Genomic DNA, 1,559 nt, shown 5'->3' with positions numbered 1-1,559 from the left:
GCGCAAGGGCGTCGGGGTGTGGAACTTCGCCGGGGCCAGTCAGGCGTTGGCGAACTCCAAGTCCGCCTGGTACTACACCTGGGGCACCCAGCACCCGGGGATCAGCACTCCGCGCGGTGCGACGTTCGTGCCGATGATCCGTAGCGCGGAGAACGTCACCGCTGCGGAACTGGCCCGGGCCAAGTCCGCCGGGCCGTACCTGCTCACCTTCAACGAGCCGGACCTGCCCGAGCAGGCGAACATGACCGTCGAGCAGGCGCTGGACCTGTGGCCGCAGTTGATGGCGACGGGCAGCAAACTGGGCAGCCCCGCGGTCGCCTGGGGTGGGCCGGACCCGCAGGGTTGGCTGGACCGGTTCATGACCGGCGCCCAGGCCCGCGGCCACCGGGTGGACTTCATCACGCTGCACTGGTTCGGCGCCGACTTCACCACCGCCACCGCGGTGGCCCAGCTCCGGCAGTACCTACAGGCCGTCTACCAGCGGTACCGCAAGCCGATTTGGCTGACCGAGTTCGCGCTGATGCGCTTCGGCGCGGGCGGTGCGCAGTTTCCCAGTCAGGAGCAGCAGGCGGCCTTCCTCACGGCGGCCACCGCCATGCTCGGTCAACTTCCCTACCTGCAGCGCTACGCCTGGTTCGGGCTGCCCGCCACGGACAAGGACCGGTCCGGGTTGTTCAGCGACGGGACCGAGGCGACAGTGGTCGGCCGCGCGTTCCAAGCCGCCCGTTGAGCACTGGCGAACGGATGGAGGAGCAGAGCAGCGCGGAGCGCCCAGGGCGTCGCGTCCGGGCCGGGCGGCTGGTCGGCGTCGTCGCGACCCTGGTCGCCACGGCGCTGGCCGTCGGTCTCACCCAGGGTTGGGGCCGCACCGAGCAGGCACCCGTGCCGTCGTCGGCCGCAGCCTCGTCGGCCGCTGCGGCACCGACCGCGCCGGTGGTGCTCAACGGCACCGACGACGCCTTCATCCAACTGCTGATCCCGATGAACGAGGGCGCCCTCGCGCTGATCGACCAGCTCGACACCCGACCGGCGGATCCGTCGCTGCGGGCCCTCCTCGGCGAGCTCCGGACGGCTCATCAGGCGGAGTTGCGGGACCTGCGGGGGCTGTTGGCGGCGGGCAACGTGCCGGAGTTGAACATCCACGAGGGGCATCAGATGCCCGGCATGGTCACCGATGCCCGCCTCGCCGAGCTGCGTGCCGCCTCCGACGCCGAGGTGCCGTCCCGGGCGGCTGCCCTGATCCGGGCGCACCTCGCCCAGACCGTGGTGCTGTGCCGGGGTGAGCAGGAGGCCGGGGGAAGCCCGGAGCTGAAGGCGCTCGCCGGCCGGATCCAGCAGGCGCGGGCCGCCGAGCTGAGCGCGCTTGACAACCGGCCCGGCGCGCCCACCGCCGCACCGGGCGGCTGACCATGCGGTCCAGGAAATCGGCCGATGCGGACGTCTGACCTGCACGCCGACCTCCGTCCCCCGTCCCGGGCGTCCCGCCCCGCCCACCGTGCCGTCACGTCGGACGCCGTCCGTCCGGTCCGGCGCGCGACGCCTCCACCGTGGTGCCGGCG

2 protein-coding genes are annotated in these 1,559 nt (G+C 72.8%); both read left to right on the top strand.

Features of this window, described 5'->3' with window-relative positions; genetic code table 11:
- Positions 1–730, top strand: a 730-nt coding sequence (locus PSH25_RS17925) for a glycoside hydrolase family protein (RefSeq protein WP_238660167.1), incomplete at its 5' end; no start/stop codon positions are given.
- Positions 727–1,407 (top strand): DUF305 domain-containing protein, encoded by a 681-nt coding sequence (locus PSH25_RS17920; protein WP_238660166.1) that lies wholly within the window; start codon positions 727–729, stop codon positions 1,405–1,407. The genes PSH25_RS17925 and PSH25_RS17920, both read left to right, overlap by 4 nt.
- The last annotated feature ends 152 nt before the right edge of the window (positions 1,408–1,559 follow it).

Source organism: Micromonospora foliorum (assembly GCF_022229015.1).
Taxonomy (GTDB): Bacteria; Actinomycetota; Actinomycetes; order Mycobacteriales; family Micromonosporaceae; genus Micromonospora; species Micromonospora foliorum.
Note: the sequence above shows the minus strand (reverse complement) of the source record. Positions and strands in the feature narration are given on the sequence as shown.